Annotated in this window: 4 protein-coding genes; 1 reads left to right on the forward strand and 3 read right to left on the reverse strand. The window is 38.6% G+C overall.

Annotation, left to right across the window (positions count from 1 at the left end):
• Positions 1-338: 338 nt before the first annotated feature.
• The gene (locus H5185_RS21110) at positions 339-1,250 is read left to right on the forward strand and encodes a LysR family transcriptional regulator (protein WP_182743086.1); all 912 of its coding nucleotides are present in this window, start codon (positions 339-341) and stop codon (positions 1,248-1,250) included.
• A 392-nt stretch (positions 1,251-1,642) separates the two neighbouring features.
• Here H5185_RS21110 and H5185_RS21115 read toward each other — a convergent pair whose 3' ends face one another.
• From H5185_RS21115 to H5185_RS21125, 3 genes are read right to left on the reverse strand one after another with little or no spacing between them, the layout of a single operon-like run.
• Positions 1,643-2,776 carry an HDOD domain-containing protein gene (locus H5185_RS21115; protein ID WP_182743087.1) on the reverse strand — a complete coding sequence of 378 codons (1,134 nt, stop codon included), beginning with the start codon at positions 2,774-2,776 and terminating at the stop codon, positions 1,643-1,645.
• Positions 2,773-4,764: an EAL domain-containing protein gene (locus H5185_RS21120; protein ID WP_182743088.1), complete on the reverse strand. Its 1,992-nt coding sequence runs from the start codon at positions 4,762-4,764 to the stop codon at positions 2,773-2,775. Before H5185_RS21120 ends, H5185_RS21115 begins: the two co-directional genes overlap by 4 nt.
• 11 nt (positions 4,765-4,775) lie before the next feature.
• On the reverse strand, positions 4,776-5,216 hold the full coding sequence (locus H5185_RS21125) for a PleD family two-component system response regulator (RefSeq protein WP_182743090.1): 441 nt from the start codon (positions 5,214-5,216) through the stop codon (positions 4,776-4,778).
• Positions 5,217-5,312 lie beyond the last annotated feature (96 nt).

Genomic DNA, 5,312 nt, shown 5'->3' on the forward strand with positions numbered 1-5,312 from the left:
GTGCTGCCAAATGAGGCTTGCCCGTGTCGAATCAAATAAATTGCTGCCATGTCGTGTCTCTGACTGAGTAAAAGAATGATGACTCAATAGGTAAACAATGAATCGTTGCTAACTTAAATGTAATTTCAGCCGTTTAATCTGCTGTATCACATCGTTTATTTGATTGTCATAACGGTCATTTTGCATGCGTTTTACGCTATATCGAATCTACTTGACTATGCTAATGCCAACATCTAAATTGAACAAATGAATAGTTCTAATACCCTACTATTTATAATTTAAATAGTATGCCCATCTTAGGTGGTGTTAATGCACAGTAAGGGATCACTGGAGTAAATATGAAAATTGATTTGAATTTGTTTGTGGTGTTTGATGCAATCTATTGCGAAGGTAATATCACTAAAGCGGCATCGGTATTGAATCTATCCCAGCCGGCTGTGAGTCACTCGCTGGGTAAATTACGCACTCATTTTGATGATGCTTTATTTATCAGGCAAGGTAATGAAATGCGCCCGACTCCGGTGGCAAAGAATGTAATAGATGATGTGCGCGAAGCCTTGCACCAATTACAAGTATGTTTAGTGCAATCTAGACAGTTTGAGCCATTAACCTCACGCAAAAGCTTTTCATTATCCTTACACGGTTCTTTAGAACCTTACTATTTACCTATCTTGCAACAAAGCTTGTCGTTAGAGTCGCCAGCAATCAATTTAAGCAGTAATAAGCGAGTAAGACGCACAGAACTTGAAAACAAACTGGCCAGTGGCGACATCGATTTGGCCATTGATACCTTAATCCCTGTCAGCAATAATATTATGCATACGCAATTAGAGTTAGATCAACTGGTTGTTATTGCGCGTAAAAATCACCCTGCTATTAACAACGTACTCGATTTAGAGACTTATTTGCGCCTAGAGCATGTATTGGTGTCATCTCGCTCAACCGGGCCTAGTTTGGAAGATTTTGAACTGTCACGTATCGGTTTACATCGTAAAATATCCCTACGGTGTCAGCATGCGTTATCGGCGTGTAGAGTGATCTTAAATAACGACATGTTACTGACATTACCGAAAACGGCCGCTGCCATGTACGGTCAAATGCTTGATATCGCCATTTACCCTATGCCAGTTGAATTACCCGATATTGGGGTGCATTTATACTGGCATATTAATGTCGACAAAGAGCCAGCGAATAAATGGCTCAGAAACAAAATGATTATTGCAGCAACAAATACAAGAATCACACCTTAATCGAAATCCATAATGGGTAAACAAACAGCTGCAACCAAAAGCCGACTGACATATCCTGCGCAACATAGTAAACAGATAATATTATCCACTATGTCGAGCAGCTTAATCACTACACAGGCATGGCCATGGGCCACTAACGTCAAATATTATGAGAATAATGAGCCAAATTTTACGCGCTTAGGTCATCACTTTTGTCGGTGTAACGTGCTTCTGAGCATCCGAAAGCTGGTTATGTAAATGCGAGGTATCAGTGGCTTTAGCTAAAGACAATTAGGCTATGTTATCTAGACGTGGGATCGTTAAGTATTAATAAATAACAGCACAACAATTATGATACAAATTAGCCAGCGAAGAGTGAGATTAATGTAATCATCCTTGATTATATTTTACTATTAACAATTATCTATCCAATCAATAATATCGACATCTTCTATCAAGGTTTTTAGATTGCTTTTTGCAAATTCATCAAGTTGACCAGACAAAAATACTTTCACTACATACATAATGAGCCCCAACTTTTGGTCTGTTAAGCCTTTTGCGGCAAAGTCAGGCTTGTCTTGCATTAAAATGATTTGACATAATTCCAGCGGGTAGCCCCATAGCGTCAATATATACACAGTTAACGAGGTTGCTTCATCGAGTATCATTTTATTATCATCGGCATCGATATTAATAAATTCATTTGCTTCAGCAATAAACACTAAACGACCAATGCCACTGAGTAACGAAGCAATAAACACATTATCAAGTTGAACGGCTTTAAAGCCCAATGACTGGCTTAACTGGCGACTAAGTTTTGAATAATTAAAAGCCCACTCATTAACCTTTTTGTGAATTTCTATGGGTAATTTTGGCGCAATACAATTATTGACAAGCATAGATATTACAATGGTTTCTGTCATTTTAAGACCTAATCTTTTGATGGCCTCTTCTAACGAAACGGTTTTACTGTGGTAGCCTATAAAAGCCGAATTGGCGATTTGAATAATTTTTGCCGCAATAAACGCTTCTTGCTTAATAAGGTCTGCAGTTTGTCCAATATCAACTTCATCAATGGCAAATAATGTTCTTAACTGTGCAGCTATTTCGGGTAACGGAAAAAAATAGCCAATTCGACCTAATTTGTTACGCATTTCTAAACTAAAATTAAGCGAATCGAGGCGTTCCAAACAAAAGAACACATCTTCTAAATCAGCTGCTGCAAAGGGTTTTTTTAGTACAAAATGCGACACTTCACTAACTTTTGAGACCACATCTTCGGCGGTATCGCCAGTGAGTAATACTCTTACTGATGAGGGAATAATCGCAGCTATTTCTTCAAGAAGCTCATCGCCATTTTTTTCAGGCATAAGGTAATCGCAAAATATTGCATCGGGCAACACCCCATGAGGCAATGCATCTTGCCAACTTAGGGCATCTTCACAAATATAAAAGTCCCAGTTTGGCTGAGCTCGTCGAGCGGTGCGTTGCAGTGCTTTAAGCATAAACATATCATCATCGATGAACAGCACAGATAATTTTTTCATATTCCCCCCATTACCGCAGCAATTGATGCGTCGGCATTGGCAATCAACCGAGTAAAACTGTCTTCATCTTGAGGCCGAGCAATAAAGTAGCCTTGAATGACATCACAGTTAAGTTTTTCAAGGATCAACATTTGCTCAATGTGCTCTACCCCCTCCACAACAACTTTCATGCCTAAGTCGTGGGCCATTCGGGTAATATTACCGACCATGCTTTGAGTATTTAAATTGTCTGAGATATCAATAATTAGCGACCGATCAATTTTTAACACATCAATAGGCAGTTTTGAAAGATAAGATAAGGATGAGTAACCAGTACCAAAATCATCAATGGCAATACTGATACCGGCATTTTTTAATCGAGTTAATTTTTCTGCACTTTCTTCAATATTATCAACTAACCATGACTCGGTAAGTTCAAATTCCAGAGTCGACATATCAATATCAAATCCTGCTAATAATGCTTCCACTCTGGGAATAAAATCGGCATGGGATAGCTGTTTCCCCGATATATTTATTGCGACTTTATCGAGTTTGATACCTTTTTGGGTCCAATTTGATATTGCCATGCACGCAGCATGAATGACCCAATAACCTAGCTCTATAATTTGCCCTTCTCGCTCCGCTATCGGAATAAACACCACAGGGGAAATATTGCCTAATTGTGGATGTTCCCAGCGAAGCAACACTTCACAGCTGGTAATTTTGCGCTGATTTAAATCAAACTTAGGCTGAAAATGCAAATAGAGTTGTTGATTGTCGACCGCGTGGAATAAGGCTTTGCTGATAAACAGTTGCTTGCGTTTTTGCTCAATAATTGCCGCATCATAGCGCATAAAGAAATGCGAATGACCCGTTCTGTGTAAACGATTAGAGATTAACGCATTGCTAAGTAATTGGGCGGCATTATCACCATCTTCTCTGGCGATACAATACGTGACGACCAGTTCAACTCTGACTGATTTGTCTGAATAACTAGTATGACTAAAGGGGGCGATAAAATCAGTGAGTTGTTTGTGTAAATCATGCTCGTTGGTAAAATTATCCATGAGCAACACAAAATGCTCATTAGTCAAAAAAGCTAACGCTGAGGAAGATATTTTAGACTGAGTAAATAAGGTTAACGCAATATCATCAAATAACTTTTCAGTCGCCACCGGGCCAATTATCTCAGTCCAATAACTGTAATTTTTAAGGTGGATGGCCACCATCGCAAATGGCTTGACGGTCTCGAGCAGTGAATCAGCTAAATTAACGATTTCGTTTTGATCTAAAAATGAGGCTAATTGTTTTCTATATGGCAATGCACCATCATTTTTATTCATAAATTGTAGTTCAAAAAAGCGCGATTTATCTGTCGTTTTCTTCAACACGAATTCGACATTTTTGCCAGTGGTTGCCTTTAGCACCACGTTATCAATATTGCTACTAAATAGCGTTAACAGACATTCATAGGAGCAAAATGGAAACACATCGGCGATTAAAATACTGCTGGAATCTAGATTAAATATTTGCTTGGCAACACCATTAACTCTGCCGATCTGGCCGTTAGGATAAAGTTCAATCAGGGCTTCTGCGCTATTGGCCATTAATTGATTGACTTCATTTTCGTCAAAGTGTTTGTTGTAAGCAATAAAAGCGGCTTCAACCTCGGAATAAAGAAGCGTTTCATCCCAGGGTTTTTGTAAAAAACGAAACACAGTACCAGAATTAAGTAACGCTAATACTGAACTAAAATCAGTAAAACCACTGAGGATCATGCACAGACTTGTAGGATATTGCGCTTTTATGGCCGCCAATAATTGCGAGCCGTTCATTACTGGCATTCTAAAATCAGAAATAATCACCTGACAATGTTCTTGAGCCATGATGTTGAGCGCGTCATAACCACTGGTTGCAGTAAATACCCGATAGCCTGCACGAGCAAACAATCGTTTTAATGCCCGTAAAATGGCCTCTTCATCATCAACAATCAACAGCTTATTCGTCATATTTCTACCAGTTAATTAAAAAATTTATCTACCGCTGAACGCAATTGCTCATTATCGAATGGTTTTGGTAATACGGCATCTGCGCCTAGATCTAATGCTTTTTGCAATTCAATTTCAGATAACCCTGACACCACTAAAATTTTTAAATGGTTTAGCTCTGGTTGTTGGCGGATAAACTGCAGAACTTCAAAACCGTCTAATCCAGGCATAGATAAATCGAGTGTAACAAGGTCAGGTTTATCGCTAAGCACTTTAACCCCAGCCTGAAATCCATCAGATGCAAATGAAAATTCATAGCCGCTGGGTATCAATACGCGGCGGATCGCATTTCTAATTTCAATTTCATCGTCAATAATTAAAATGCGCTTGGGCTGTTCTTTCACTGAATCAATTTGGTTAGAGTGACTTAATAACTCCTCAGGCATAGGCATTGATGTTTCTAATGAGCTCATAATGTCCTTAATTTCTCGCTTGTCTTATTTGTCTCTTAGATTAAGTTATGCTATAACGGTTAATTAATCAAGATATATGATGGATAACATTCTATG

The sequence above is a fragment of the Shewanella sp. SG44-6 genome, from assembly GCF_014164185.1.
GTDB lineage: Bacteria > Pseudomonadota > Gammaproteobacteria > Enterobacterales > Shewanellaceae > Shewanella > Shewanella vesiculosa.